This window comes from Luteibacter sp. HA06, from assembly GCF_054061215.1.
Window position 1 is genome coordinate 1,588,137 of record NZ_JBSSDZ010000001.1, and the last position, 23,828, is coordinate 1,611,964.

Annotated in this window: 24 protein-coding genes; 16 read left to right on the forward strand and 8 right to left on the reverse strand. The window is 64.8% G+C overall.

What is annotated here, in order from left to right:
• Positions 1–64 precede the first annotated feature (64 nt).
• On the forward strand, positions 65–1,456 hold the full coding sequence (gene radA, locus ACVWWJ_RS07095; protein ID WP_456967226.1) for a DNA repair protein RadA: 1,392 nt from the start codon (positions 65–67) through the stop codon (positions 1,454–1,456).
• Between the two features lie 91 nt (positions 1,457–1,547).
• Here radA and ACVWWJ_RS07100 read toward each other — a convergent pair whose 3' ends face one another.
• Positions 1,548–2,345, reverse strand: a complete 798-nt coding sequence (locus ACVWWJ_RS07100) for a cytochrome C assembly family protein (RefSeq protein ID WP_456969675.1) — start codon at positions 2,343–2,345, stop codon at positions 1,548–1,550.
• Positions 2,346–2,464: 119 nt separating this feature from the next.
• On the opposite strand from ACVWWJ_RS07100, the gene ffh reads away from it, so the two are divergent.
• The 5 genes from ffh (at position 2,465) to rplS (ending at position 5,934) form a co-directional block, all read left to right on the forward strand.
• A complete protein-coding gene (ffh, locus tag ACVWWJ_RS07105; protein ID WP_159893171.1) occupies positions 2,465–3,856 on the forward strand; it encodes a signal recognition particle protein in 1,392 nt (463 codons plus the stop codon).
• A gap of 99 nt (positions 3,857–3,955) precedes the next feature.
• A complete protein-coding gene (rpsP, locus tag ACVWWJ_RS07110; protein WP_063573145.1) occupies positions 3,956–4,207 on the forward strand; it encodes a 30S ribosomal protein S16 in 252 nt (83 codons plus the stop codon).
• Complete coding sequence (rimM, locus tag ACVWWJ_RS07115; RefSeq protein WP_159893173.1) at positions 4,207–4,722, forward strand: ribosome maturation factor RimM; 516 nt, start codon at positions 4,207–4,209, stop codon at positions 4,720–4,722. The genes rpsP and rimM overlap by 1 nt, the downstream gene beginning before the upstream one ends.
• Positions 4,723–4,739: 17 nt before the next feature.
• Positions 4,740–5,522 (forward strand): tRNA (guanosine(37)-N1)-methyltransferase TrmD, encoded by a 783-nt coding sequence (trmD, locus tag ACVWWJ_RS07120; protein WP_159893175.1) that lies wholly within the window; start codon positions 4,740–4,742, stop codon positions 5,520–5,522.
• A 13-nt stretch (positions 5,523–5,535) separates the two neighbouring features.
• Positions 5,536–5,934, forward strand: a complete 399-nt coding sequence (gene rplS / locus ACVWWJ_RS07125; protein ID WP_159893177.1) for a 50S ribosomal protein L19 — start codon at positions 5,536–5,538, stop codon at positions 5,932–5,934.
• 126 nt (positions 5,935–6,060) lie between these two features.
• Here rplS and ACVWWJ_RS07130 read toward each other — a convergent pair whose 3' ends face one another.
• Both ACVWWJ_RS07130 and epmB read right to left on the reverse strand, forming a co-directional pair.
• Positions 6,061–8,124 (reverse strand): EAL domain-containing response regulator, encoded by a 2,064-nt coding sequence (locus ACVWWJ_RS07130; RefSeq protein ID WP_456967227.1) that lies wholly within the window; start codon positions 8,122–8,124, stop codon positions 6,061–6,063.
• A 99-nt stretch (positions 8,125–8,223) separates the two neighbouring features.
• On the reverse strand, positions 8,224–9,249 hold the full coding sequence (gene epmB / locus ACVWWJ_RS07135) for an EF-P beta-lysylation protein EpmB (protein ID WP_456967228.1): 1,026 nt from the start codon (positions 9,247–9,249) through the stop codon (positions 8,224–8,226).
• Positions 9,250–9,336: 87 nt separating this feature from the next.
• On the opposite strand from epmB, the gene efp reads away from it, so the two are divergent.
• The 6 genes from efp to folE2 all read left to right on the forward strand — a co-directional run bounded on the left by efp (position 9,337) and on the right by folE2 (position 14,579).
• Positions 9,337–9,915 carry an elongation factor P gene (gene efp / locus ACVWWJ_RS07140; RefSeq protein WP_159893183.1) on the forward strand — a complete coding sequence of 193 codons (579 nt, stop codon included), beginning with the start codon at positions 9,337–9,339 and terminating at the stop codon, positions 9,913–9,915.
• An 83-nt stretch (positions 9,916–9,998) separates the two neighbouring features.
• Positions 9,999–11,336, forward strand: a complete 1,338-nt coding sequence (locus ACVWWJ_RS07145; RefSeq protein WP_456967229.1) for a TRZ/ATZ family hydrolase — start codon at positions 9,999–10,001, stop codon at positions 11,334–11,336.
• Positions 11,337–11,339: 3 nt separating this feature from the next.
• Positions 11,340–12,047: a bifunctional 2-polyprenyl-6-hydroxyphenol methylase/3-demethylubiquinol 3-O-methyltransferase UbiG gene (ubiG, locus tag ACVWWJ_RS07150; RefSeq protein ID WP_456967230.1), complete on the forward strand. Its 708-nt coding sequence runs from the start codon at positions 11,340–11,342 to the stop codon at positions 12,045–12,047.
• Positions 12,044–12,724, forward strand: a complete 681-nt coding sequence (locus ACVWWJ_RS07155; protein WP_159893189.1) for an HAD-IA family hydrolase — start codon at positions 12,044–12,046, stop codon at positions 12,722–12,724. Before ubiG ends, ACVWWJ_RS07155 begins: the two co-directional genes overlap by 4 nt.
• Positions 12,721–13,557 carry a squalene/phytoene synthase family protein gene (locus ACVWWJ_RS07160; RefSeq protein WP_456967231.1) on the forward strand — a complete coding sequence of 279 codons (837 nt, stop codon included), beginning with the start codon at positions 12,721–12,723 and terminating at the stop codon, positions 13,555–13,557. The genes ACVWWJ_RS07155 and ACVWWJ_RS07160 overlap by 4 nt, the downstream gene beginning before the upstream one ends.
• Positions 13,558–13,655: 98 nt before the next feature.
• On the forward strand, positions 13,656–14,579 hold the full coding sequence (gene folE2 / locus ACVWWJ_RS07165; RefSeq protein ID WP_159893193.1) for a GTP cyclohydrolase FolE2: 924 nt from the start codon (positions 13,656–13,658) through the stop codon (positions 14,577–14,579).
• Positions 14,580–14,728: 149 nt separating this feature from the next.
• Here the strand turns inward: folE2 and ACVWWJ_RS07170 are convergent, their stop codons facing one another.
• From ACVWWJ_RS07170 to yidD, 3 genes are read right to left on the reverse strand one after another with little or no spacing between them, the layout of a single operon-like run.
• Positions 14,729–15,520 carry a M23 family metallopeptidase gene (locus ACVWWJ_RS07170; protein ID WP_456967232.1) on the reverse strand — a complete coding sequence of 264 codons (792 nt, stop codon included), beginning with the start codon at positions 15,518–15,520 and terminating at the stop codon, positions 14,729–14,731.
• Complete coding sequence (locus ACVWWJ_RS07175) at positions 15,517–16,854, reverse strand: dihydroorotase (protein ID WP_456967233.1); 1,338 nt, start codon at positions 16,852–16,854, stop codon at positions 15,517–15,519. The genes ACVWWJ_RS07170 and ACVWWJ_RS07175 overlap by 4 nt, the downstream gene beginning before the upstream one ends.
• Positions 16,847–17,107, reverse strand: coding sequence for a membrane protein insertion efficiency factor YidD (yidD, locus tag ACVWWJ_RS07180; protein WP_071924815.1), 261 nt, complete (start codon positions 17,105–17,107; stop codon positions 16,847–16,849). The genes ACVWWJ_RS07175 and yidD overlap by 8 nt, the downstream gene beginning before the upstream one ends.
• Positions 17,108–17,222: 115 nt before the next feature.
• On the opposite strand from yidD, the gene dksA reads away from it, so the two are divergent.
• On the forward strand, positions 17,223–18,332 hold the full coding sequence (dksA, locus tag ACVWWJ_RS07185; protein WP_456967234.1) for an RNA polymerase-binding protein DksA: 1,110 nt from the start codon (positions 17,223–17,225) through the stop codon (positions 18,330–18,332).
• A gap of 146 nt (positions 18,333–18,478) precedes the next feature.
• Here the strand turns inward: dksA and ACVWWJ_RS07190 are convergent, their stop codons facing one another.
• Positions 18,479–18,913, reverse strand: a complete 435-nt coding sequence (locus tag ACVWWJ_RS07190) for a SufE family protein (RefSeq protein WP_456967235.1) — start codon at positions 18,911–18,913, stop codon at positions 18,479–18,481.
• Complete coding sequence (gene cysS, locus ACVWWJ_RS07195) at positions 18,910–20,289, reverse strand: cysteine--tRNA ligase (RefSeq protein ID WP_456967236.1); 1,380 nt, start codon at positions 20,287–20,289, stop codon at positions 18,910–18,912. Before cysS ends, ACVWWJ_RS07190 begins: the two co-directional genes overlap by 4 nt.
• A 201-nt stretch (positions 20,290–20,490) precedes the next feature.
• Here cysS and ACVWWJ_RS07200 point away from each other — a divergent pair, with 201 nt between their 5' ends.
• From ACVWWJ_RS07200 to ACVWWJ_RS07210, 3 genes are all read left to right on the forward strand, one after another.
• The gene (locus ACVWWJ_RS07200; protein ID WP_159893203.1) at positions 20,491–21,060 is read left to right on the forward strand and encodes a glycine zipper 2TM domain-containing protein; all 570 of its coding nucleotides are present in this window, start codon (positions 20,491–20,493) and stop codon (positions 21,058–21,060) included.
• A gap of 479 nt (positions 21,061–21,539) precedes the next feature.
• Entirely contained in the window at positions 21,540–22,574 is a 1,035-nt protein-coding gene (locus tag ACVWWJ_RS07205) for an N-acetylornithine carbamoyltransferase (protein WP_456967237.1), read from the forward strand.
• A gap of 41 nt (positions 22,575–22,615) precedes the next feature.
• On the forward strand, positions 22,616–23,821 hold the full coding sequence (locus ACVWWJ_RS07210) for an argininosuccinate synthase (RefSeq protein ID WP_159895287.1): 1,206 nt from the start codon (positions 22,616–22,618) through the stop codon (positions 23,819–23,821).
• Positions 23,822–23,828 lie beyond the last annotated feature (7 nt).

Here is a 23,828-nt window from a genome sequence, read left to right on the forward strand (position 1 = left end):
GTATCGCTCCGTGCGACGCGGTCGCGCTATATAGATCCCTCCCTTCCCGGAAGAACACGACACGATGGCCAAGGCCAAGACCGCCTACGTTTGTACTGAATGCGGTGCCGAGCACAGCAAGTGGCAGGGCCAGTGCGCCGAATGCGGCGTGTGGAACGTCCTCTCGGCCTTCGTCGTGGAGTCGGCCAAACCTGCCGCCGTGGTGTCGCTCGGCGCCCAGCGCGGCGGCTATGCCGGCGCCGCCGCCGGCGCGCCGAGGATCACCGCACTTACCGAGGTGTTGCTTACAGCAGAAGCGCGCACGAACACCGGTATCGGTGAACTCGATCGCGTGCTCGGCGGCGGTCTGGTCGACGGCTCGGTCGTCCTCATCGGCGGTGACCCCGGTATCGGCAAGTCCACCTTGCTGCTGCAGATGCTCGGCACGTTGGGCGCCGTGCTACCCAGTCTCTATGTCACGGGCGAAGAATCGCTATCGCAGGTGGCCAGTCGCGCCCAGCGCCTCGACCTCCCGCTCGCCCCGCTGCAGGCCCTGGCGGAAACCTGCATCGAGCGCATCCTCGAGCAGGCCATGACAGCGCGCCCACGGGTTCTGGTCATCGATTCCATCCAGACGATCTGGACCGAGATGCTCACGGCGGCGCCGGGCTCCGTCAGCCAGGTACGCGAGTCGGCGGCGAAGCTCACGCGTTTCGCCAAGGAAACCGGTACATCGGTGTTCCTTGTCGGTCACGTGACCAAGGAAGGTGGCATCGCCGGTCCGCGTGTCCTGGAGCACATGGTTGATGCAGTCCTCTATTTCGAGGGTGAATCCGGCAGTCGCTTCCGCGTGCTGCGTGCCTTCAAGAATCGCTTCGGCGCGGTCAACGAACTCGGTGTCTTCGCGATGTCCGAGAAGGGCCTGCGCGAAGTGCCGAATCCCTCGGCCATCTTCCTGTCGTCGCACTCGGGCCCCACGCCGGGGAGCGCCGTCATGGTCACTCGCGAAGGCACGCGGCCGCTGCTGGTCGAAGTCCAGGCGCTGGTCGATCAGTCATCGCTGGGCAATCCGCGTCGCGTCGTGCTCGGCCTCGAGCAAAACCGTCTCGCGATGCTGCTCGCCGTATTGCACCGGCATGGCGGCATTGCGGCGTATGACCAGGACGTCTTCGTCAACGTGGTCGGCGGTATCCGGGTGCAGGAAACGGCATCGGACGTGCCCGTGTTGATGGCGGTGCTATCGAGCCTGCGTGACCGTGCGCTACCGGAGAAATCCATCGCCTTCGGTGAGGTGGGTCTCTCGGGCGAGATCCGTCCGGTACCGAACGGAGAGGAGCGTCTCAAGGAGGCAGCCACTCATGGATTCCGCCGCGCCGTCGTGCCGGCCGCCAATGCACCTAAGAAAGGCCGCGTAGGCGACATGGAAGTCATCGGTGTAGAGCGGCTGTCGCAAGCCATCGACGCCTGCCGCGAGTAAGTGTGGGAGCCGCTTCAGCGGCGATAACCGGGTTGCCGCAAGCTCCCATCGCCGCTGAAGCGGCTCCCACACAGAGCAAGCGCACGACGACTTAGCCCGTGCGGTGCAGGATCAGCTCGAGCACCAGCTTGGTGCCAAAGAAGGCCAGCAACAGCACGCCCATGCCGATCAGCGTGAGGTTCACGGCGCGCGTGCCGCGCCAGCCGTGGCGCCAGCGACCCCATAGCAGCACGCCAAAGACGATCCAGGCCACGATCGACAGGACCGTCTTGTGGACCAGGTGCTGGCTGAATAGGTTGCCGACGAACAGCGTACCGGTGACCAGGGTCAGCGTGAGAAGCACGAAGCCGACGGCGATCAGGCGAAACAGCAGTACTTCGGTGAGGGTAAGCGGGGGCAGGGCGCGCAACCAATGGCCGAACTTGCTGCGACGCAAAGCTCGCTCCTGGATCGCCAGCAGGATCGCCAGGGCGGCAGCGATCGAGAGAATGCCGAAAGCGAGCACGGCGATCGTCACGTGAAGCTCGATCTGCCAGGTCATGGCTTCTGGCGCCGTGCGCGGCACGATGAAGGCATCCATCGCGAGGAATACCGCCGATAGCGGGAAGATGAGGATGCCCAGTCCCGCCACTGGGCGTGACAGGTTCACCACGAGCGTGAGCGCCGAGGCAATCCACGCCACCAGGGACAAGGCGGCAAAGAAATGCAGGTCGAGCGTGCCGCGATGGGCGCTCAGCAGAAGCCCGGCATGAGCCAGTGCCGCGAGTGTGGCCATCGTCATGCCGATGCGCGCCAACGGCTGGCCTCCGGTCATCAGCGGGCGCGCAAGCACGCCTGCGGCAGACAGGTAGAGGGCGATGGCAGCGAGCGCAAGGATGGCGACGATCATGGACGCGGAGTGTGGCATAGCGGCCCGGTATCGTGAATGCGACACGTTGGCATTGCCTGCCGTACGGCAGGGGTCCACTCCGGCTATAATCCGTCGTTTACAGCATTCATCGACTCGCCATGTTCGAATCGCTCAGCAATCGCCTCTCCGATACCGTCAACCGCCTGCGTGGTCGCGGCCGGCTGACCGAAGAAAACATCCGCGAGACCCTGCGCGAGGTTCGCATCGCGCTGCTCGAGGCCGATGTGGCCTTGCCGGTGGTGAAGGCGCTGATCGAACGCGTGAAGGTCCGGGCCGTCGGCCAGGAAGTCCTCAAGAGCCTTTCGCCGGGGCAGGCGCTGGTCAAGGTTGTCAGTGACGAGCTGACCACCGTCATGGGTGTCGCCAACACCGAGCTGAACCTCGCCGCCACGCCGCCGGCCATCGTGCTGATGGCAGGCCTGCAGGGCGCGGGTAAGACCACCACGGTCGCCAAGCTCGCCCGCTTCCTTAAGGAGCGGAAGAAGAAGCGCGTCATGGTCGTCAGCTGCGACGTCTACCGTCCGGCCGCCATCGAGCAGCTGCGCACGCTGGCTGAGCAGGTCGATGTCGCCTTCTTCCCGTCGGAAGCGGGTCAGAACCCGGTCGATATCGCAAAGGCCGCCATTGCTGCTGCCCGTCGCGAAGTGATGGACGTGCTCCTGGTCGATACCGCCGGCCGCCTGCACATCGACGAAGCGATGATGGACGAGATCAAGGCGCTGCACGCCGCGCTCGATCCGATCGAAACCCTGTTCGTGGTCGATTCCATGACCGGTCAGGATGCCGCCAACACGGCCAAGGCGTTCTCCGACGCGATTCCGCTCACCGGCGTGGTCCTCACCAAGACGGACGGCGACGCCCGTGGCGGTGCTGCGCTGTCGGTTCGTTACGTGACGGGCCGTCCGATCAAGTTCCTCGGCGCCGGTGAGAAGACCGACGCCCTCGAGCCGTTCCATCCGGATCGCCTCGCCCAGCGCATCCTCGGCATGGGCGACGTCCTGTCGCTGGTCGAGGAGGTCGAGCGCAAGGTCGATCAGGAGAAAGCCCAGAAACTGGCCGAGAAGGTCATGAAGGGCAAGCGGTTCGATCTCAACGACATGAGAGACCAGCTCGAGCAGATGTCCAACATGGGAGGTCTCGCCGGTCTCATGGACAAGTTGCCGGGCATGGGCAACCTGCCCGACAACGTCAAATCCAAGGTCAACGACAACGAATTGAAGCGCATGGTCGCAATCATCGGGTCGATGACCAAGAAGGAGCGCCGTCACCCGGATCTCCTCAACGGTTCGCGCAAGGCCCGTGTGGCCCGCGGTTCCGGCACCCAGCCCGCCGACGTCAACCGTTTGCTCAAGCAGTTCATGCAGATGGAAAAAATGATGTCCAAGCTGTCCAAAGGCGGCAGCAAGGGCCTCATGCGCCAGATGCGTGGCGCCATGAAGGGCATGGGCGGCATGGGTGGAATGGGCGGCGGTATGCCGCCGATGCGCTGAACCCCTTCCATTTTCTACAACTTTCGCTAAAATGCCGGGTTTACCGCGCCCGCATCTAGCGCGCGCCTGCCGGCAATCGGCAATTCTGGAGCTCGTAATATGGTTAAGATTCGTCTTTCGCGCGGTGGCGCCAAGGGCCGTCCGTTTTATCACGTCGTCGTGACCGACCAGCGCAACAAGCGCGACGGTCGCAACATCGAGCGCGTGGGCTACTACAACCCGGTCGCTTCGGGCGCTGATAAGCGTCTCGAACTCGACGTTGCCAAGGTCCAGGCCTGGGTGGCGAAGGGTGCACAGCTGACCGACAAGGTCCGTGCCCTCGTGAAGGAAGCCGGCAAGCTGGCTGCTTGATGTCGACAGGGCTCGGTAAGCGCGTCCGGCTCGGACGCATTGTCGGGCTCTACGGCGTGCAGGGTCAGGTCAAGCTCGAAAGCTGGACCGAACCCCGTATTCAGATCTTCCAATACCAGCCCTGGCTGCTCACCGCGCCGGGTGTGGAAAAGGAGATCAGCGGGATCCGCGGACGCGCGCAAGGTAAGGGCCTCGTGGCCACCCTTCCGGGCATCGAGGATCGCGACCAGGCGAATGCACTGATCGGCTGCGAAATTACCGTTTCGCGTGATGTGCTGCCGCCGCCCGCGCCGGGCGAGTTCTACTGGACCGATCTCGAGGGTCTCGAGGTCGTCACCACGGAGAACGTCGTCCTGGGTCGGGTGAACCATCTCTTTGCCACCGGCGCCAATGACGTCATGGTAGTGAAGGACGGTGAAAGGGAGCGACTTATCCCGTTCGTCCAGGGCCCCTACGTGCACTCCATCGATTTCGATGGCCAGCGCATCGTGGTGGACTGGGACCCCGAGTTCTAAGGCACCGAATCCAGATCATGCGTATCGATGTGGTTTCGTTGTTTCCCGATTTCGTCCGTCAGTCGGCCGCGGTCGGGGTGGTCGGCAGGGCGCAGCAACGCGAGTTGTTACAGGTCGAAACCTGGAACCCCCGCGACTTCGCTCCCGATAAGCATCGCACCGTGGACGGTCGTCCCTTTGGTGGTGGGCCGGGCATGGTGATGCTGATCGACCCTTTGCGAGCAGCGCTCGTGGCGGTTCGTGAGGCGGCACCGGAACCGGTGCACGTGATTTACCTCAGCCCGCAAGGTGCGCGGCTGACGCAGGGTAAGGTCGAGGCGCTGGCAAATATGCCGCGAATCGCCCTGATCTGCGGACGTTACGAGGGCGTGGACGAACGCCTGCTGCAGCATGAGGTCGACGAGGAGCTCTCAATCGGCGATTATGTGCTGTCTGGCGGGGAGCTTGCTGCAGCGGTAATCATCGATGCAGTAGGTCGTCTTCAGGATGGCGCGTTGAACGACGCGCAATCCGCCCAACAGGACTCCTTCTCGGATGGCCTGCTGGATTGCCCGCATTACACCCGTCCCGAACAGCACGATGTTTGGGGTGGCGTGCCGGAGGTGCTGCTTTCCGGCGATCACGCGGCTATTCGCCGGTGGCGTCGCAAACAGTCGCTGGGTCGTACCTGGCTACGCCGGCCGGACTTGCTAACGCAGCGTGCACTCGATGACGAATCGAGGGCATTGCTGGATGAATTCCGCCGTGAATATGCACGGCTAAACGGTGCGGCCGATATCGACCGCCGTAACGAAAATTGATGACAGGTGTGCCATGAACAAACTTCTCCAACAGTTCGAAGCCGAGCAGATCACCCGCCAGCTGCCGGATTTCGGTCCTGGCGACACCGTGGTCGTCAACGTCAAGGTCAAGGAAGGTACTCGCGAGCGCGTTCAGGCGTTCGAGGGCATCGTCATTGCCAAGCGTAGCCGCGGTCTGCACTCCGCCTTTACCGTGCGCAAGATCTCGCACGGCACCGGTGTCGAGCGCGTGTTCCAGTCGCACAGCCAGGCCATCGACTCGGTCGAAGTGAAGCGCAAGGGCAAGGTCCGTGGCGCCAAGCTGTACTACCTCCGTGGTCTGGAAGGTAAGGCAGCCCGCATCAAGGAAGACGTGGCCGCCGCCGCTGCCGCCAAGGTCGCGAAGAAGGCCGCCGCTGCCGCTGCCCAGTAATTCTGGCAGCCAGCGCAATGAAAAAGCCCGCGAGCAATCGCGGGCTTTTTTGTTGCCTGGGTTTTCGATGGCTCCCACAATCGCCGATGAATCGGCTTCTGCCAGGCAGTGGTCGCTAGCCCGGCCTCAGACGGGCATGTATTCCTCGGCCAGCACCTTGGCCGGCTCCTGCAGGAAGTTGCCCTGGACGAAGTCCACGCCGCAGGCGAACAGCAGCGAAGTACTCACGGCATCCTCGACCCACTCGGCGACCGTCTGCTTGCCCGACGCGTGGCCTTCCTTGCAGATCTCGGCGATCTTCTTCTGGTTTTCCGGATGCTGGGGCAGGTCGGTCATGAAGCTGCGGTCGATCTTGAGGAAGTCCGCTTCGACGTGGTTGAGCATCTGGAACGAGTTGAGGCCTGAACCGAACTGTTCGATGGCGAACCCACCGCCAGCCTTGCGCCAGCCGGCAACAAATTCCTGGGTGGGGCGGAGGCTCGTCAGTACCTTGGATTCGGGCATCTCGATGACCAGCGTACTGCGACGCAGCTTGGCGGTTTCGAGGCGACGGCAGAGCCAGGGGAGCAGGTCCGGATCTTCCAGCGACTGCAGGGTCATCTTCACGAAATAGGTGGTCGTGAGCCCGTCGTTCTCGCGGTGCGCGAGCGCATCGATGGCGTGGCCGAGCACCCAGCGGTCGATCGCGGGGAGGAGGCCGTTGCGCTCCGCCACGGGGAAGAAATACGACGGCAGTACGTCGCCCTTCGGTCCACGCATGCGTACCAGGATCTCGTAGAACTCGCCCGCAGCGTCCTGCAGGCTGATGATCTGCTGGTGGTAGAGGCGCAATCCGTCGGTCGACAGCGCGTGGCGGACAAGATCGAGCCAGTACTGCTCGCGCTCGGCGTCGGCCTTCTCTCGGGCGCTGGGATCGTGCAACTCCACGCGGTTGCCGCCCTGGTTCTGGGCGTTGCGCAGCGCGGCACTGGCCTGCTCGAGTACAGCCTCGGTGTTGGCGTTCTTCTCGGCGATCAGCGTGCCGCCGATCGTAATCGTGACATTGAGCGAACGGGTGCCCGCATCGATGATGTGCTCGGCGATGCTGGTGCGCAGGCGTTCGGTCAAAGCGGCATGTTCGAGGTCGCCACGTGGCGCCAGGATCAGGCCGAGCGTGTGGTCGCCCAGCACACCGGCGACATCTTCGTCGTCAATGGATTCGTTGATCTTCGCGGCGATGGCGGCCAGCAGCTTGTCGGCATTGCCGATGCCGGCGTTTGCGACCATTTCCTTCCAGTTGTCCGGTTCGAGCAGGAGCATGGCCTGGCCGGCGCGGCCGGCGGCTGCCGCAGCCACCGCTTCGTCGATGTGCTCGAGCGTGCGCGCGCGATTGAACAGGCCCGTCACCGGGTCACGCTGCAGCTGGGCGACCAGGGCGGCGTCGACCATCTGCTGGCGGAATACGATCTGCAGGCAGGCCTCGCCCTCGAACGTGGCGTGCGCGAAGTCGACGAGGGCCTTGAAGGTCGCTCCGTCGTCGCGGCGCGCCAGCAGTTCCAGTGGCGGCGGGGCTTTGTCGCCCTTGGACAGGCCGCGCAGCACACCCTTGAAATCGTCGGCGTGCGTGCCGGCGATCAGGTCGAGGATCGGCAGGCCGAGGATGTCGTCGAACTCGGCAAAGCCGAAGGCCTCGAGATAGGCCTGGTTGACGCGCACGTGCATGCCTTCGTGAACATAGGCAATGGCGTCGCGCGAGGAATCGAGTAAGGAATCGCAGCGGCGCTCGGTCTCGCGCAGCGAGGTTTCCAGGCGGCGCACCTGGCGTCGCGTCGAGAGCGCCTCGAACTCACGAAGCACCACGGCCAGGACCTGGTCGGAGCGTTTGCGCAGGGCCACGCCGCGCGCGCCACCGGCGAAGAGGTCCGCCACGCTGTCGTCGGTAAGGCTGTTGACCACGGCGATAAGCGAGAGGTCGCGTCCACTCGAATCCAGCTGGCGGGCGACACCGACGGCATCGATCCCCGGCACGCTCGGATTCATCAGCACGAGGTCGGGCACCAGTTCGTCGAGAGCGGACTGGATCTCCGCCGCGTTCGTCGCGCGGGCAGGGCGCACGGCGATACCGCCGTTGCGAAGTACATTGATCAAAAGCTCGGCGTCTTCCACCGAGTCTTCGATGAAGAGAATCCTGATGACGTTGTCGTGTTTCATGCCGTTCCGAAAGCCGCTTGCTACCCGCGCGGACCGTTAGCTGGCCCGCTCCCCCCTCACGCGGTCCGGCCAGGTCATGCTGGTCGGATGATGCCCATACTAGCGCGCGAATTCGGCAACGGGGCGTTTGGATGGGTCGCCCTGCAATTCACGTACGAGTTTTGGGACCAGGTACCCAGGCAGCCTGCCCCGAAGCACTTCCATGAGCCCCAGCGCCTGCTCGTCGGACACCTCGAAATGCGCCGCCCCGGCCACTTTGTCCAGCTGGTGCAGGTAGTAGGGCAGCACGCCGGCGGCGAACGAACGCTCGCACAGCGCCACGAGGGTATCGGCGTCGTCGTTCACTTCCTTGAGCAGCACGGACTGGTTGAGCAGGGTGGCGCCTGCGGCGCGAAGCCGTGAGCAGGCCGCGTCTACCGCTGCGTCGAACTCGTTGGCGTGATTCGCGTGCAACACCACCACTTTCTGCAGGGGCAGGGCAGCCAGCCAGTCCGTGAAGGCGTCATCGATACGCTCGGGCAGCACTATCGGCAAGCGGGTGTGGATGCGCAGTCGGATGACATGAGGCATGTCGGTCAGCCCGCGGGTGAGCTCGTCGAGCTTATGGGTGGCGAGGGACAGGGGGTCGCCGCCCGACAGGATCAGTTCGCGGATGCTCGCGTCGGCCTTCACATGGGCAAGGGCGTCGCGCCACTGGGCGGCCGCGGCGATCTCCTCGCCGTACGGGAAATGCCGGCGGAAGCAGTAGCGGCAGTTGACGGCGCAGCTGCCGCTGGCGATCAGCAGGGCGCGGCCGTCGTATTTGTGAAGGACACCGTGGCCGGCCCGCGAGGCCATGTCGCCCACGGCGTCCACCGTGAAACCCTCGACCACATCGTGCTCGGCGCGGCGCGGCAGCACCTGCAGGAGGAGGGGGTCGGTGGGGTCGCCCCGGCGCATGCGGGCCACGAAACCACGCGGGACGCGCAGCGGAAACCCGGCGTCGTCGGCCGGAAGCAGGTCGGTCCGGTGGGCCAGGCCGACGGCCTCCAGCAGTTCTCCCGCGTCCGTGATGGCATCCCGCCATAGCTCGCGCCAGCCCGTGACGGGCGGCGATAGGCGGGAAGTGGGGCTTGCGGTTATCATTGCGGACCTTGGATCGGGCGCTATGGCCCGTGACAGACCCTATTTTAGCCGCCCAGCGGGGCGGATATAACTCTGGAGCAGATACAGATGGGCATGCTTGGCCTCAACGACGTCAAAACGGGCAAGAAGATCATCCACAACGGCGATCCCTGGATCATCACCGAAGCGGACTTCGTCAAGCCGGGTAAGGGCCAGGCGTTCACCCGTATCCGTATCCGCAACCTCAAGGACGGCCGCACGACCGAGCAGACGCTCAAGTCGAGCGATTCGTACGAAGAAGCCGATGCCGTCGACACCGATGCCAACTTCTCGTACGTCGAGGGCACCGGCAACGATCGCGAATGGATCTTCATGCAGAGCGAGACCTTCGAGCAGCATCGTGCCAGCCTCGCTGCCATGGGCGATGCCTGGAAGTGGCTGAAGGGCGAGGAAGAGTGCGTGGTCACGCTGTTCAACGGCAACATCATCGCCGTGCAGGCGCCGAAGTTCGTCGAGCTGAAGATTACCGAGACCGACCCGGGCGTGCGTGGCGATACCTCGGGCGGCGGCGGCAAGCCGGCCACCCTGGAAACCGGCGCCGTGGTTCGCGTGCCGCTCTTCGTCAACCAGGACGAAATCATCAAGGTCGATACGCGCACCGGCGAGTACGACAGCCGCGTCAAGTAAGGCGCAGCACCTGATGCATCGATCGGCACGGCAGCCCTCCCGGGCGCCGTGCCGTTTTTTTTACACGCTTCCCTGAGGTAGCAATGACTTCCAGCCCCATCGACATCGACCTCCTCATCGAAGCCCGCTGGGTCGTCCCCATCGAACCGCACGCCGTGGTACTCGACGACCACGCGGTGGCCGTGAACGGCGGCGAGATCCTCGCGATCCTGCCGATCGCCGACGCACGCGCTACCTACGCGCCGCGCCAACGCGTCGAGCTGCCCGAACATGCCCTCATGCCGGGCCTGATCAACTCGCATACCCACAACCCGATGACCCTGCTGCGCGGGCTCGCGGACGACCTCCCGCTGATGACCTGGTTGCAGGAACACATCTGGCCGGCCGAGGCGCGGGTGATGGGTCCGGACTTCATCCGTGACGGCGTGGAACTCGCCGTGGCCGAGATGATCCGTGGCGGCACGACCTGCGCCAACGAGAACTACTTCTTCCCGGACGTGATCGCGGCGACCTACAAGCAGATGGGTTTTCGCGCGGTCATCGGCCTGCCGGTGATCGACTTCCCGACGCCCTGGGCGAAGACGTCGGATGAATACTTCAGCCGCGCGCTGGAAGTGCATGAGTCGCTGAAGGCCGAGCCGCTGCTCACGACGGCATTCGTACCGCATGCGCCGTACACTGTGTCCGACGAGAACTTCATAAGGATCCGCGATCTCGCCAACGAGCTCGATATCCCCATCCACCTGCATACCCACGAAACCGCGTTGGAAGTGCAGCAGGGCAAGGACAAGGACGGCATGCGTCCGTTCGAGCGCCTGCAGAAGCTCGGCATCGTGACCGACCGCCTGCTCGCCGTGCACATGACCCAACTCAACGACGACGAGATCGCTGCCTGCGCCGCGGCCGGCGTGTCGGTAGCGCATTGCCCGGAATCCAACCTCAAGCTCGCCTCCGGGTTTTGTCCGGCGGAGAAGCTGCGCGCTGCGGGCGTCAACGTCTGCATCGGCACGGATGGCTGCGCCTCGAACAACGATCTGGACATGTTCGGCGAGATGCGCACGGCGGCCCTGCTGGCCAAGGCCGTTGCCGGCGACGCCGCGGCATTCGACGCCGCGTTCGCGTTGCGCGCCGCCACGCTCAATGGCGCCAGGGCGATCGGTCTCGGCGACCGTATCGGCTCGATCGAGCCGCGCAAGCGCGCCGACCTCACGGCGGTGCGTCTCGACGCGCTGGAAACGCAGCCCCTTTATCATGTGGCTTCGCAGCTTGTATACGCGACCGGCCGCCATCAGGTCAGCGATGTATGGATCGACGGCCAGCGTAAGCTGGCTGACGGCGAACTCGTCGGCATCGACAAGGCGCGTATTCTTTCGAAGGCGCGGGCCTGGCGCGAAATCATTGCCTCCGAGGAGGAAGCCTGAACCATGCAAACCAACGCCAATGTCAGCGCGGAAGAAATCGCGCGTTTCGAGAAGCTAGCGGCACGCTGGTGGGATCCCGATGGTGAGTCCCGCCCGCTGCACGATCTGAACCCGGTGCGCGCGGCTTATGTCTCAGGTCGTGTGAACCTGCGCGGCGCGAAGGTCGTCGATGTCGGCTGCGGCGGCGGCCTGCTCAGCGAGGCGCTCGCGCGCGCGGGTGCGCAGGTGACGGCGATCGACCTCGGCGCCAAGCTGATCGAGATCGCGAAGCTGCACCTCTTCGAATCGAACCTGCAGGTGGACTACCGCGTGCAGTCCTCGACGGCGTTGGCCGAGACCGAGCCAGCGTCGTTCGACGCCGTGTGCTGCATGGAAATGATCGAACACGTTCCCGATCCGGCCGAGTTGATCCGCGACCTCGCCGCCATGCTCAAGCCGGGTGGCCAGCTGTTCCTTTCGACCCTCAACCGCACGCCGGCCGCCTTCGGTGCGGCCATCGTTGGCGCCGAGTACCTGATGCGCCTGCTTCCGCGTGGCACGCACCACTACGCGCAGTTCCTCAAGCCTTCGGAAGTGGCCGGCATGCTTCGCCGCTTCGATCTCGAACTCGAGGACATCAAGGGCCTCGCCTACAACCCGCTGACACGCAACGCGAGCCTGTCGTCGAACACGGCCGTGAACTACATCCTGAGCGCGAGGAAGGTCGGGTGAGCAGCTTGCCGTTCACGCTCGACGGGGTGTTCTTCGATCTCGACGGTACCCTGCTGGACAGCGCACTCGACCTCCACGGCGCCCTGCTCGACCTTTGCACGGAGCAGGGTGTGACACCGCCGTCTTACGAGCAGGTGCGCCCGGTGGTCTCGCGCGGCTCGCGGGCGATCATCGCGGTAGGCTTCCCTGGTATCGATCCCGAGCGCTTGATGGCGCTGGTTCCTCGTTACCTGGAAATCTACGAGGCGAACATGGCCCGGCACACCGTGCCTTTCGACGGCGTGGAATCGATGCTTGTCGGCCTCGATAACGCCGGCGTCCGCTGGGGCATCGTGACCAATAAGCCGGGCTTCCTTACCGACGGCCTGTTGCCGCAGGCGGTACCGCACTGGAAACCTTCGGCCGTGGTGTCGGGCGACACCTTGTCGGTGAAGAAGCCCGATCCGGCACCCGTCCTGCACGCCTGCGCCCTTGCCGGCTGTGATCCGGCGCGTTCGGTCTTCGTCGGCGACGATCGCCGCGATGTGGAGGCGGGCAACGCCGCCGGCTTGTTCACCGTGGCGGTGCGCTGGGGCTATCTCGACGGCGGCGATCCGGATGCATGGGGCGCCGATGTCGTGCTCGACAGCGTGGATGAACTCGCGGCCCTGCTTGGCGTGAGGGAGATTCCGGCGTGACCGACGGTGCCATCCAGAGCTATGTCGACAAGTGGCTTGCGGTGCAGCCGCAGCAGCGCGTGGCGCTGCCCTTCGTCGAGACCTCCGTGCGCGACGCCCACGTGGCGCTCGCGGCGCTCGAGCAGGAGCTGATTGCTTCCGCTTATGGCGTGCGTGAGCCGCAGGTCGCTGCGGCGAAGCTGCAGTGGTGGGCGGAGGAACTCGCAGGTGCTGCCGCGAGCGGTGGCCGTCACCCCCTGACCAAGCAGTTGTTCGCCGATGAGCGCGCCCGCCGCGTTCCCGCTGACCGCTGGCTGGGGCCTGTGCTGGCCGCGATGGCCCAGCTGGAGCAGGGCACACCGTCCGATTTCAACGCGCAGGTCGCGGCCTCGCGCGGTATGCACGGCGCCTTGGCCGCCCTCGAAAACGCCTGGTGGTTCGGCGCCGACGCGCCCGTGGAGGCCGCCTCCCGCATTGCCACGTTGTCGCACCTGGTCTTCTCGCTGTCGCGGCTGGAGCTCGACGCCGAGCGCGAACGGCTGCCCTTGCCCATGTCCCGCCTGGCCCGCCACGGCCTGTCGCGCGGCCAGCTCAAGGACGACACGCCGGCCCGTCGCGAGGCCCTGAAAGCCCAGCTGTCCGAGCTTGCGGACGGCCTGCGTGCGGCACTGGCACTCGGTGAGCCCCTGAGCACCTTCCGCGGCCTGGAGGGCCGTACGGCGCTTTCTACGGCCCGTGCCGCCGCCAAGGCAACCGAACCCTTCCGTGAACTGCACTTACGGCAGTCGCGCACCGGGCCGGCGACGGCTATCCGGGCGTGGCTGGCGGCACGGCATGCGGGACGATTCGGCTGAACGGACCGTTTCCATGCGCGGACCATTGAGCCAATCCTCAACATCCCCATTTCGGTCACGGTAAGCCGGTAACGGCGCGTTCCCCTTAGGATCCCCCGATGTACATCCAAGATTCCCCGACCCGCCTCCTTCCCGACGTCGCCTCGCAGGAGCACGCCCTCGCCATCGGCACGCTCGACTGGGTCGGCATGGATGGCATGGAAATGCCGGTGCAGTTCGATGCGGGCGACGGCGATGTCCGTTCGACCGGTGCGCGGGTAGGCGCCTTCGTCAACCTGAACAAGCCAGAGGTTCGCGGCATTCACATGTCGCGCCTGTACCTGCTGGTCTCCGAGGCGCTCTCCGCCGGCCCGCTGACCATCGGCGGCATCCGCGAGCTGCTCGGCTCGTTCCTGAGCTCGCATGAAGGCCTGTCGGACCACGCGAAGATCACCATCGGGTTCGAGCACCTGGTTCGCCGGCGCGCCCTTCGCAGCGACAACAGCGGCTGGCGGTCTTACCCGATCACCATCTGCGCCAACCTGAGCGGCGACAAGTTCAGTATCGAAATCACCACGGACGTGGTCTATTCGTCGACTTGCCCTGCCTCGGCTGCGCTGTCGCGCCAGCTCATTCAGGACAACTTCGCCAGGACGTTCTCGGCGGATAACGCGCTGGATCGGGACACCATCCTTGCCTGGCTGGGCACGGAGCAGGGCATCGTCGCCACCCCGCATGCACAGCGCAGCACCGCGACGATCCGCGTGCGTCCGGTAGGTGAGGGCGTGTTCCCGCTGATCGACATGATCGACAACGTCGAAGCGGCCCTGGGCACGCCGGTGCAGACGGCGGTCAAACGTGCAGACGAACAGGCCTTCGCACTCGCCAATGGCAGCAACCTGATGTTCTGCGAGGACGCCGCCCGTCGCATCCAGAAGACCCTCGACGCCGATCCGCGCGTCGGCGATTTCCATGTGCGTGTAGCGCATCACGAAAGCCTGCACCCGCACGACGCCGTCGCCTTCGCCTCGAAGGTCAGGTAATAAAGAAATGTAGGAGCCGATTCATCGGCGAAACGATGCAATGTGGGAGCCGATTCATCGGCGAAAAGCCAACGGAGCGGTGTAGCCATACGCCCGTTCGCCGATGAATCGGCTCCCACAAAATCGGCTCCCACAAAGAGCTTCATCCGTTACTGGATGCCCGGCAACAACAGCGGATCCAGCCGCAACCCGAACCAGTTGAACCCCCAGTGCACATGAGGCCCGGTCGCGCGCCCCGTCATGCCGGCCGCACCGATCACTTCCCCCTGATGCACGTGCTGTCCCACCTTCACGTCGATCCGCGAAAGGTGCAGGAAGTTCGACGACAGGCCGAAGCCGTGGTCGAGCAGTACCGTGCCGCCGGTGAGGTAGAGATCGGGCTTGGCGAAGGTGACGATGCCGTCGGCCGGCGCCTTCACCGGCGTGCCTTGCGGCACGGCGATGTCCATGCCCGAGTGCGGCGCCTTCGGATCACCGTTGTAGATGCGCTGGTTGCCGAAGCGACCACTGATACGCCCGGTGACCGGCCAGATGAAGCCGTGCGTGAAGTCCTCGCGTGCGTCGTCGCGATTGCGTGCGGCGACCACTTCGGCCTGCTCGCGCTGGATGCGTGCGGCGATCTCGGGCGGGGGATTCACCGTGGCCGGCGGCACCCCCTCGACGCGTTCGATCGGCCAGTCGCGTGGGGTTACGCTGAGACTGTGGCTGGCCCCACCGACGACGACCTCGATCGGGCCCTGCTCGTCGCGTCCCGCACCGAAGACGAAGACGCCATCGGCGCCGACGTGAACGGGCTTTCCCGCCACGGTAACGCGGGATCCCGGCGCCGCATGACCGATCACGAGACCGCCCTGCGATACGCTGGAGGGCAGGTCGGTGACGACTGCGGCGGCGGTCGTGGACAGGAACAGGGCGGCAAGTGCGCTTGCGATTTTTCTCATCGATCGAACGTCAGGCGCTGGCCACGCACGCTCTCGTCCACCTTCTTGCCGTCCCAGACGCGCCGGCCGTTGACGAAGGTCGAGGCGATGCTGCTGCTGAAGGTCTCACCTTCGAACGGCGACCAGCCGCACTTGGACAGCACTTCCTCGCGAACCACCGTGTGCTTGCGCTTCGGGTCCACAAGAACCAGATCGGCGGCATAACCTTCACGAAGGAAACCGCGATTTTCCACGTCGAACAGCTTGGCCGGTGCGTGGCAGACCGCCTCGACAACGCGCTCCAGGGTCAGCTTGCCCTCGAAGACACGCTCGAGCGCCGCCTGGAGCGCGTACTGCACCAGCGGCAGGCCGGACGGAGCCTTGTCGTACTTCTGCGCCTTCTCTTCGAGCAGGTGAGGGGCATGGTCGGTGGCGAGTACGTCCAGGCGGCCTTCGGCCAGCGCCCTGGTGATGGCGTCGCGGTCCGCTTCGTCCTTGATCGCCGGGTTGCACTTGATCAGGAAGCCGAGGCGTTCGTAGTCCGGCGCCGCGAAATGCAGGAAGTGCACGCAGGTTTCCGCGGTGATCTTCTTGCCTTCGATCGGGCCGGGCTCGAACAGGGCCAGCTCGTCTGCGGTGGAAATATGCAGAACGTGCAGGCGGGTGCCGTGCTTTTTCGCCAGCGAGATCGCCAGCTTCGTCGATTTGATGCAGGCCTCTCGCGAGCGGATGAGCGGATGCTCACGGGCGGGGATGTCTTCGCCGTACTTCTCGTGCGCCTTTTCCAGATTCACGTCGATCATCGGCGTGTCTTCGCAGTGCGTGATGATCGGCGTCGGCGCATCGCGGAAGATGTGGTCGAGGGTTTCCGGGTTGTCGACCAGCATGTTGCCGGTGGAGGCGCCCATGAACACCTTGATGCCGGGGGCGGCCTTCGGATCGAGCGCGCGGATCGCCTCGAGGTTGTCGTTGCTGGCGCCCATGTAGAAGGCGTAGTTGACGCGAGATGTTTCTGAGGCGCGCGTGTACTTGGCTTCGAGGGAGTCACGGTCGAGGGCCGGCGGCCTGGTATTGGGCATCTCCATGAAGCTGGTGATGCCGCCAGCCGCGCAGGCGGTGGATTCACTGGCGATATCGGCCTTCTGCGTGAGGCCCGGCTCGCGGAAGTGAACCTGGTCGTCGATCATGCCCGGCATCAGCCACAGGCCTGAAGCGTCGATCACCTGTTCGTCACGCTCTTTTTCCAGACCTTGGGCGATGGTCGCGATTTTTCCGTTCCGCAAACGTACATCGGCAGTGAAACGGCGGCCTTCGTTGATCAGTTCGGCGTTCTTGATGAGCCAGGCGTCAGTCATGGATATGTGCTCCTTGGGCGCCACATCGGCGCAGGACAAAGTGATCGGGTACGGGGTCCATGCCACCTTCGCAGAACGGCTGGCAACGGCAGAGGCGCCAGGCGCCGAGCACGGAGCCTCGCACCGGACCGAAGCGGGCTATGGCAACCCGTGCATAATCGGAACAGGATGGATGGAACCGGCAGCGGGCCCCTAGAAGGGGGCTCAGCCAGCGTTTATAGAGGGACAGAAGGAATAGAAGGAGGCGGGTCACTTTTCAGTCCGGGTCGACCGGCGTCAGCCAGCCGACAGTATCCCAGAAGATAGGTTGCTGGGCTAACGCATCTGGGCTATAACACCCCGCCGCCACGGCCACCGAGGTGAAGGAAATGGCGAAAACCGCGCATAGTTCCGCAGCTGCCAAGGGCACCGCCAAGAAGGGCGGCGCCGGCGATGTGAGTAAGGCCAGGACGGCTACGGCCGGGGTAAAGACAAAGACGCCGGCAAAGACGGCGGTCGGTGCCGCGGCCAAGCCCGCGACAAAGACCTCCGCCAAGACAGCCCCCAAGAAGGCCGCGCCCGCCAAGGCCGCGCCTCCGAAGAGTGCGCCGGCGAAACCCGTGGCAAAGGTTGCTGCCAAGAAGGCGCCAGCCAAGGCTGCGCCGGTAAAGGCGATCACCAAGGCAGCGCCCAAGCCGGCTGTCAAGGCCGCCCCGCAGGCAGCCGCGAAGGCCGTGTCGAAAGCGCCAGCCAAGAAGGTAGCTGCCGTTGCACCAACGAAAGCATCGCCCGCCGTGAACGCGGCGGCTGCTAAAAAGACCGCTACGGCGCCTGCCAAGGCTGCCGTGCCCGCTCCCGTGCCGGCGGCGAAGAAAGTCGCCCCGGCCAACGACGTCGCGCCGCCCCCCAAGGGTCGCACGGCATCGGCCGTTGCTGCTGTGACACCGCGGACAGCCTCCGCAGTGGGCAGCGCTAACTCATCCAGAAACGAGAAGTCCGCTCAATCCAGCATGAACAGCACAGCTTCCAATACCGCCGATAACGGCATCACGCGCGAAGACGGCCGCTATGCGCTGCCCGCTTCGACTGTCATTGACCTGCCCAAGGGCTACAAGCCCAGCAGTGACGAGGAGTACATGAGTCCTCGTCACCTTGCTTATTTCCGCAACAAGCTCAAGGAATGGCGCGAGCAGCTGGTCGAGGAATCCCGCCAGACCATGGACAACCTCCGCGAGGAAGTCCGTGACGTGGGTGACGAGGCCGAGCGCGCCACGCGCGAGACCGAGAACTCGCTCGAACTGCGTACCCGCGATCGCTACCGTAAGCTCATCTCCAAGATCGACAAGGCCCTGCGCCGGATCGAGGAAGGCCGCTACGGTTTCTGCGAAGAGACCGACGAGGAAATCGGTGTGGAGCGCCTCGACGCCCGCCCGATCGCCACGTTGACCCTCGACGCACAGGAGCGCCGCGAGCACCTGCAGAAGCAGATGGGCGACTGATCCTGGTCCGCACTGCCAAAATGAGAAACCCCGCTATAAGCGGGGTTTTTTTTGCTTCATGTGGGGCCGATTCATCGACGATCCCGCGCAGCGGGCCCGTTACGCGAACACCATCGCCGATAAATCGGCTCCTGTAGGAGCGGTGGCTAGCCGGCGAGGGTCGCAGCTGCGTAGGCTTTCGCCTTGGCCAGCATCGCCGCCAGGCCGTTGGAGCGGGTAGGGGAGAGGTGCTTGGCCAGGCCGATCTCCTGCACGAAGGCCGGTTCGGTATCGACGATCTCCCGTGCCGATCGGCCCGAGTAGACGCGTAGCATCAGCGCGATCAGTCCGGACACGATGGCCGAATCGCTGGCGGCGTCGAAATGCATTTTCGAGGCATCGCCGGAGGGGATCAGCCAGACCATGGACTGGCAGCCGTGGACACGGTTCTCCTCTGTCTTGCTCGCATCCGGGAACGGCGGCAACTGCCGACCCAGGTCGATCAGGTACTGGTAGCGCTCCGTCCAGTCGCTGAAGAAAGCGAACTCCTCGGCGATAGCGGCCTGGGCCTCCGCGGCGGTGGCTTCCTGGGGTTCGTTCATGCCTTCACCACACTCCAGCGCGTGCCTTGTGCGCTGTCTTCGATCGCGATGCCCAGGTCCTTGAGCTGGTCGCGAATGGCATCGGAGCGGGCGAAGTCCTTCGCGGCGCGGGCGGAGCGGCGTTCCTCGAGGAGTGCCTCGATAGCGCTCGCGTCGATAGCTTCGCCCGGATTCCCCTGGCGGAACCAGGCTTCGGGGTTTTCGCCGAGCAGGCCCAGCAGCGCGGCACCGCCCAGCAGCGCGGCCTTGGCAGCGACGCGCTCATCACCCGTGGCGCGGCGGGCGTTGTCGGCGAGCTGGGAGATTTCAGCCAGGGCCTGGGGCGTGTTGAGGTCGTCGCACAGCGCGGCTTCGACGGCGGCCGGTATCACGGGCGTGCCGGCTTCGACGTCCGCCATGTCGCGAAGCACGCCGTACCAGCCGTCGAGCGTGCGCACGGCCTGGGTCATGGCGGTGTCCGACCAGTCCAGCGGTTGGCGGTAATGGCCGCGGAGCAGCATGAGGCGGAGCGCTTCGGCGGGATGTTTGTCCAGCAGCTGGTGCAGCTGGAGCACGTTGCCGAGCGACTTGGACATCTTCCGGCCGTCGAAGGTCAGCATGCCGTTGTGCATCCAGAACCGCGCGAACGGCTTGCCGCCATGCGCGCAGACGCTCTGGGCGATCTCGTTCTCGTGGTGCGGGAAGGTGAGGTCGACGCCGCCGGCGTGGATGTCGATGGTGTCGCCCAGATGGGCCTCGCTCATGGCCGAGCACTCGATGTGCCAGCCGGGGCGCCCGCGGCCCCAGGGACTGTCCCAGCCCGGTAGGGTCTCGTCGGAGGGTTTCCACAGCACGAAGTCGCCAGGGCTCTTCTTGTAGGGCGCCACCTCGACCCGTGCGCCGGCCAGCAGCTCGTCCGGGTCACGGCCCGAGAGCGCGCCGTAGGCGGCGTAGGACTCGACGTTGAACAACACGTGGCCTTCCGCCTCGTAGGCGTGACCGCTGTCGATCAGCCGCTCGATCATGCGGATGATCTGGGGGATATGGTCGGTCGCGTAGGGCTCGACATCGGGCGGGGCGACGCCAAGACGCGCCAGGTCTTCGTTGTAGGCCTTGGCATAGCGGCCGGTGATTTCGCCGATGGGCACGCCCGCGGCGGCCGCCGCATTGTTGATCTTGTCGTCCACGTCGGTGACGTTCCGGGCATAGACGAGCTTCGGGTAGTGGCGCCGGATAAGCCGCGCCAGCACGTCGAAGACGACCGGCGGACGGGCGTTGCCGATATGGATGTAGTTGTAGACGGTAGGCCCGCAGACGTACATGGTCACCCGCTGCGGATCGAGCGGGCTGAACGCTTCCGTGCGGCGAGACAGGGTGTTGTAGAGCGAGATCGGCATCGGGGATCCGTGGACGGGCGCGGCGGGCGGCCGGTCGGAGATATTAGCAAGCCCGGCCCGGCCTGCGGCGTACGCGCGGCGCGGAATTCGGTTGACATGACTGTGTGAAGACAGCCCATGCGGTTCTAAGCGTGGATTCAGCGTGAACTTGATGAAATGCACTTGTAGGCGTTTTGTGCGCCTGGCTGGAGGTTCTCCTAAATGTCTCGCCTGCTCATCCCCGCGATCATCCTCGCGGTTTTCGCTACCACTGCCAGTGCCCAGGACGACGGTCGTTATGGTCCGCCCCAGGGTCCGCAGCCCGGCCCGGCCCAGGGCCCGGACGACAATACCCACTTCGGCTGGGCCGATGTCCTGCGCGTCGACCCGGTCTATGGCGTCGCGCGTGTGGAGACACCCCGACAGGAGTGCTACGACCAGCCTGTCGTCCGTCAGGAGTCCAGCGGTAACAGCACCGCCGGGACCATCCTCGGTGCCGTCGTCGGCGGCGTGCTCGGCAACACCGTCGGCAAGGGCGATGGCCGCAAGGCCGCCACCGTGGTCGGCGCCGTCGCCGGTGGCGCGGTCGGCAACAACCTTTCCCACCAGGGCGACCGTACCTATTCGGGTACCGAAACCCGCTGCCGCGATGTCAGTTCGGTCTCCGAGCAGCGCCGTATTGCTGGCTACGACGTCGAGTATCGTTATCGCGGTGAGGTGTACGTTTCGCGCCTGAACTATGACCCGGGCGAGCGTTTGCGCGTGCGGGTGAGCGTTGCGCCGGCCGACTGAGTCGGATTGCTCCGCGATATCGAAGAGGGCCGCGAGAAATCGCGGCCCTCTTCCGTTGTGGGAGCCGCTTCTGTTGTGGGAGCCGCTTCAGCGGCGATCACGCGTATGGCATCGCCGCTCCGTTGGCTGTTCGCCGCTGAAGCGGCTCCCACAACACCCAGCCCTTCTCCGCTCTGCCCGTCTTGCGCGTCGCACCAAATCCCGGCATGATCGCCGTTCCTCTTTTCCAGACCTTGCCGTGTCCCATACCGTCTACACCGCCGTCGTCTTCACCAGCGCCCGTATGGCCGCAGGGATGACGTCGCGTGCTCGTCGACCGTACATCGGATACTCGGCCGGGTAGGCTGTCGCGCGCTTTTCATACGCATCGACTAAAAAACCCGGCCCAGTGCCGGGTTTTTTTGTTTCCGATTCCTGATTCTCTGGTTTTTCCGACTTTCCTCCACGGCCCGCAAGGCCACCGACCGATCTGGACCGCCATGACCGTTCGCCACTTCCTCTCCACCCAGGATTACAGCCGCTCTGAAATCGACGCCCTGCTTGAGCAGGCGGCGCAGTTCAAGCTGTCGCCCCAGGGCCAGCAGCTGGCCGGCAAGTCGATTGCCCTGATGTTCTTCAATCCGTCGATGCGAACACGCACGAGCTTTGAACTGGGTGCCTTCCAGTTGGGTGGCCATGCCATCGTGCTGTCGCCGGGCAAGGATGCGTGGCCGATCGAGTTCGAGGTTGGCACGGTCATGGATGGCGATACGGAAGAGCACATCGCCGAGGTGGCCCGGGTGCTGTCCCGCTACGTCGACATCATCGCCGTCCGCGCCTTCCCGAAGTTCGTCGACTGGCAGGTGGATCGCCAGGACAAGGTGCTCAAGTCGTTTGCGCAATACGCCACGGTGCCGGTGATCAACCTCGAGACGATCACTCATCCCTGCCAGGAGCTGGCCCACGCGATGGCGCTCAAGGAGCACCTGGGCGATCTGCAGAACAAGAAGTACGTGCTGACCTGGACCTACCATCCGAAGCCGCTGAACACGGCGGTCGCGAACTCGGCGCTGATGATCGCGACGAAGATGGGGATGGACGTGACCCTGCTGTGCCCGACGCCCGAGTACATACTCGATGAGCGCTACATGGAATTCGCGAAGCAGAACGCGAAAGAGAACGGCGGCTCGCTGAAGGTGTCCCACGACATCGAAGATGCCTACCGCGGCGCCGACGTGATCTACGCCAAGAGCTGGGGTGCGATCCCTTATTTCGGCCGCTGGGACGAAGAGAAGGCGATTCGCGAAGCCAACAAGCACTTCATCGTCGACGAGGCCAAGATGGCCCTGACCAACAACGGCCTGTTCAGCCACTGCCTCCCGCTGCGCCGGAACATCAAGGCGACGGATGCAGTGATGGATTCGCCGGCCTGCATCGCCATCGACGAAGCCGAGAACCGCCTGCATGTGCAAAAGGCGGTCATGGCTTCGCTCATTTCCCAGTCGTCGGGCGTGAAGTCCGGCCTCGGTCTCTGATTCGCCTTTTCCTATTCGTCTAACGTTATTCCGGAGCCTTCATGTCCAGCCAAGATATCGTCCTCGCCTTTTCCGGCGGCCTCGACACCAGCTTCTGCGTGCCTTACCTGATGGAGCGCGGCTATGCCGTGCATACCGTGTTCGTCGACACCGGCGGCGTCTCGGCCGAGGAGCGCGAGTACATCGAGCAGCGCGCGCATGAACTCGGCGCCGCCTCGCATCGCACGGTGGACGCCTCGCAGGCGATCTGGGACAGTTTCGTCACCCCGTTGATCTGGGCGGGCGAGTTCTACCAGGGCCAGTACCCGCTGCTGGTTTCGGATCGCTACCTCATCGTGAAGGCTTCGCTGGAGCGTTGCGACGAGCTGGGCACAAAATTCTTTGCCCACGGCTGCACGGGTATGGGCAACGATCAGGTGCGTTTCGACCTGACCGTCCGTGCGCTGGGCGATTACACGATCATCGCGCCGGTGCGCGAGATCCAGCGCGAGCACACCCAGGTGCGTGCCTACGAGCAGAAGTACCTCGAAGACAAGGGCTTCGAAGTGCGCGCCAAGACCAAGCACTACACGATCAACGAGAACGTGCTCGGCGTGACGATTTCCGGCGGCGAGATCGATGCGTGGGAAATTCCGGGCGAAGGCGCGATCGGCTGGTGCGCGCCGCGTTCCGAATGGCCGTCCGAAGCGCTTCGCGTGGAACTCGGTTTCGAAAAGGGCACGGCGGTCACGCTCAACGGCAAGCCGGCCTCGGGTCCGGAGATTCTCGGCTTCCTCAACCATGAGCTGGCGAAGTACGGCGTCGGTCGTAGCCTTTACACCGGCGATACGAACATCGGCCTGAAGGGTCGCATCGTATTCGAAGCGCCGGCGCTGACCGCGCTGCTCGTCGCGCACCGCGCCCTGGAAGAGACCGTCCTGTCGAAGCAGCAGAACCGCTTCAAGCCGGAAATCGGCCGCAAGTGGACCGAAGTCGCCTATGAAGGTTTCTTCAACGATCCGATCAAGGCCGACCTGGAGGCGTATCTCGTCTCCACGCAGCGCAAGGTCGACGGCAAGGTCATCATCGAAACCCGCGGCGGCTCGATCTACGCGGTGAAGGTGGAATCGAAGAACCTCCTGCACTCGGCGAAGGCCACGTACGCGCAGGCTGCCGACTGGGGCGTCGCCGAAGCCGAGGGCTTCATCAAGCTCTACGGCATGAGCTCGACGATCTGGGCGGAAGTCGACCGCGCCAACGGGAACTGATCCGGGA

Bases quoted from the DNA above. Each gene is read 5' to 3' on its own strand.
- ACVWWJ_RS07145 (WP_456967229.1), top strand. From the start codon at position 9,999: ATGACTTCCAGCCCCATCGACATCGACCTCCTCATCGAAGCCCGCTGG.
- ACVWWJ_RS07100 (WP_456969675.1), bottom strand. From the start codon at position 2,345: ATGATCGTCGCCATCCTTGCGCTCGCTGCCATCGCCCTCTACCTGTCT.
- dksA (WP_456967234.1), top strand. From the start codon at position 17,223: ATGGCGAAAACCGCGCATAGTTCCGCAGCTGCCAAGGGCACCGCCAAG.
- ACVWWJ_RS07130 (WP_456967227.1), bottom strand. From the start codon at position 8,124: ATGAAACACGACAACGTCATCAGGATTCTCTTCATCGAAGACTCGGTG.
- epmB (WP_456967228.1), bottom strand. From the start codon at position 9,249: ATGATAACCGCAAGCCCCACTTCCCGCCTATCGCCGCCCGTCACGGGC.
- ACVWWJ_RS07205 (WP_456967237.1), top strand. From the start codon at position 21,540: ATGACCGTTCGCCACTTCCTCTCCACCCAGGATTACAGCCGCTCTGAA.
- folE2 (WP_159893193.1), top strand. From the start codon at position 13,656: ATGTACATCCAAGATTCCCCGACCCGCCTCCTTCCCGACGTCGCCTCG.
- rpsP (WP_063573145.1), top strand. From the start codon at position 3,956: ATGGTTAAGATTCGTCTTTCGCGCGGTGGCGCCAAGGGCCGTCCGTTT.
- rimM (WP_159893173.1), top strand. From the start codon at position 4,207: ATGTCGACAGGGCTCGGTAAGCGCGTCCGGCTCGGACGCATTGTCGGG.
- ffh (WP_159893171.1), top strand. From the start codon at position 2,465: ATGTTCGAATCGCTCAGCAATCGCCTCTCCGATACCGTCAACCGCCTG.
- ACVWWJ_RS07175 (WP_456967233.1), bottom strand. From the start codon at position 16,854: ATGACTGACGCCTGGCTCATCAAGAACGCCGAACTGATCAACGAAGGC.
- ACVWWJ_RS07210 (WP_159895287.1), top strand. From the start codon at position 22,616: ATGTCCAGCCAAGATATCGTCCTCGCCTTTTCCGGCGGCCTCGACACC.
- cysS (WP_456967236.1), bottom strand. From the start codon at position 20,289: ATGCCGATCTCGCTCTACAACACCCTGTCTCGCCGCACGGAAGCGTTC.
- efp (WP_159893183.1), top strand. From the start codon at position 9,337: ATGGGCATGCTTGGCCTCAACGACGTCAAAACGGGCAAGAAGATCATC.
- rplS (WP_159893177.1), top strand. From the start codon at position 5,536: ATGAACAAACTTCTCCAACAGTTCGAAGCCGAGCAGATCACCCGCCAG.
- ACVWWJ_RS07170 (WP_456967232.1), bottom strand. From the start codon at position 15,520: ATGAGAAAAATCGCAAGCGCACTTGCCGCCCTGTTCCTGTCCACGACC.
- ACVWWJ_RS07200 (WP_159893203.1), top strand. From the start codon at position 20,491: ATGTCTCGCCTGCTCATCCCCGCGATCATCCTCGCGGTTTTCGCTACC.
- ubiG (WP_456967230.1), top strand. From the start codon at position 11,340: ATGCAAACCAACGCCAATGTCAGCGCGGAAGAAATCGCGCGTTTCGAG.
- trmD (WP_159893175.1), top strand. From the start codon at position 4,740: ATGCGTATCGATGTGGTTTCGTTGTTTCCCGATTTCGTCCGTCAGTCG.
- ACVWWJ_RS07190 (WP_456967235.1), bottom strand. From the start codon at position 18,913: ATGAACGAACCCCAGGAAGCCACCGCCGCGGAGGCCCAGGCCGCTATC.
- radA (WP_456967226.1), top strand. From the start codon at position 65: ATGGCCAAGGCCAAGACCGCCTACGTTTGTACTGAATGCGGTGCCGAG.